General features: G+C 31.5%; 1 protein-coding gene and 1 pseudogene. One reads left to right on the top strand and one right to left on the bottom strand.

What is annotated here, in order from left to right:
• Positions 1-434, bottom strand: a pseudogene (locus B3J44_RS07645) (M42 family peptidase); the annotation flags it as partial.
• An 81-nt stretch (positions 435-515) separates the two neighbouring features.
• Between B3J44_RS07645 and B3J44_RS07640 the strand changes: the two are divergent.
• Positions 516-1,196 carry a DUF4294 domain-containing protein gene (locus B3J44_RS07640; RefSeq protein WP_286967543.1) on the top strand — a complete coding sequence of 227 codons (681 nt, stop codon included), beginning with the start codon at positions 516-518 and terminating at the stop codon, positions 1,194-1,196.
• Positions 1,197-1,275: the final 79 nt, after the last annotated feature.

The following is a 1,275-nucleotide window of genomic DNA, read 5'->3' as shown; positions in this document are numbered from 1 at the left end:
CCTAAATCAATAAAAATATTACTTAGTTTGGGAATTTCTTCTTTGTCGCGTAAACGAGTATGAATTGCTGGCCATCCAAAAACGCCTTTTACGATTCCGTTTTTAGTATGAATATTAACTCTTTTAGAAGGAGCAATCTGATGATCTGAACCACCATTTCGTATTACATAAACCAAACCATCTTCTGTAATGTAGTTTACATACCAAGAAATTTCATCCGCATGCCCCTCAATAACAACTTTATACGGTGCGTCAGGATTAATTACTCCAACAGCAGTTCCATAAGTATCAGTAATAAAGGTGTCAATATAAGGTTTTAAATAGTTCATCCAAAGTTTCTGGCCTTCACTTTCGTAACCAGTAGGGGAAGCGTTATTTAGGTAGCTTTCTAAGAATGCTAGAGAAGTATCGTTTAAGATAGAATTTGTGCTCATAAAAATATTTTTCCGCTAAAATATAAATTTGGTATCAGAGTTGTGTATAAATATATAATTTTACACTTAAATTATGATTCAATGAGATTAACCACCTTTTTATTTTTACTCTTAGTTTGTTTTTCTTCCAAAGCCCAAGTTACTCCTAAAGAGAACGAGCAAATGGGATATATATTAACAGAAAGAGATTCCATTTTAGGCGATACTATTCAGCTTCCAGAAATAATTATTTCAAAAGGACAAAAGATGAGTCCTGAGGAAATGAAACAATTTCAAATTCTTCAAAACAGAGTGTATAAAGTATATCCTTATGCTAAGCTGGCGGCAGAGCGATTAACGGCTTTGAATAATGGAATGTCACGTTTAAAAACAAGTCGAGAAAAAAAGAAGTATTTTAAAATCGTCGAAGATTATTTAAATAACGAATTCGAAGAAAGACTTAAAAAGCTTTCTAGAAAACAAGGTCAGATTTTAGTAAAGCTTGTTCATCGTCAAACAGGAATTACAACTTATGAATTAATTAAAACATTAAAAAGCGGATTCAAAGCTTTTGTTTCTAATACAACAGCCAATTTATTTGATATTAGTTTAAAAGAAGAATACAAACCATACGATGTAAACGAAGACTATTTAATAGAAACAATCTTAGTTCGAGCATTTGAATCTGGCCGATTAATAAATCAGAAGCCAGCCACTCCATTAGATTATGAAGATCTATCAGAAAAATGGCAACAGAAAGCCAAAGACTTGAATAAAAAATAATACTATATATAAAGGACTACTATATATAATGTAAAACCCGACAGTTTTTTGAAAACCTGTCGGGTTTGCTTTTTATATG

The sequence above is a fragment of the Flavobacterium sp. UBA4854 genome, assembly GCF_002399805.1.
GTDB classification, from domain to species: domain Bacteria; phylum Bacteroidota; class Bacteroidia; order Flavobacteriales; family Flavobacteriaceae; genus Flavobacterium; species Flavobacterium ginsengisoli.
This window is presented reverse-complemented; position numbering and strand designations above follow the sequence as displayed.

Bases quoted from the DNA above. Each gene is read 5' to 3' on its own strand.
- B3J44_RS07640 (WP_286967543.1), top strand. From the start codon at position 516: ATGAGATTAACCACCTTTTTATTTTTACTCTTAGTTTGTTTTTCTTCC.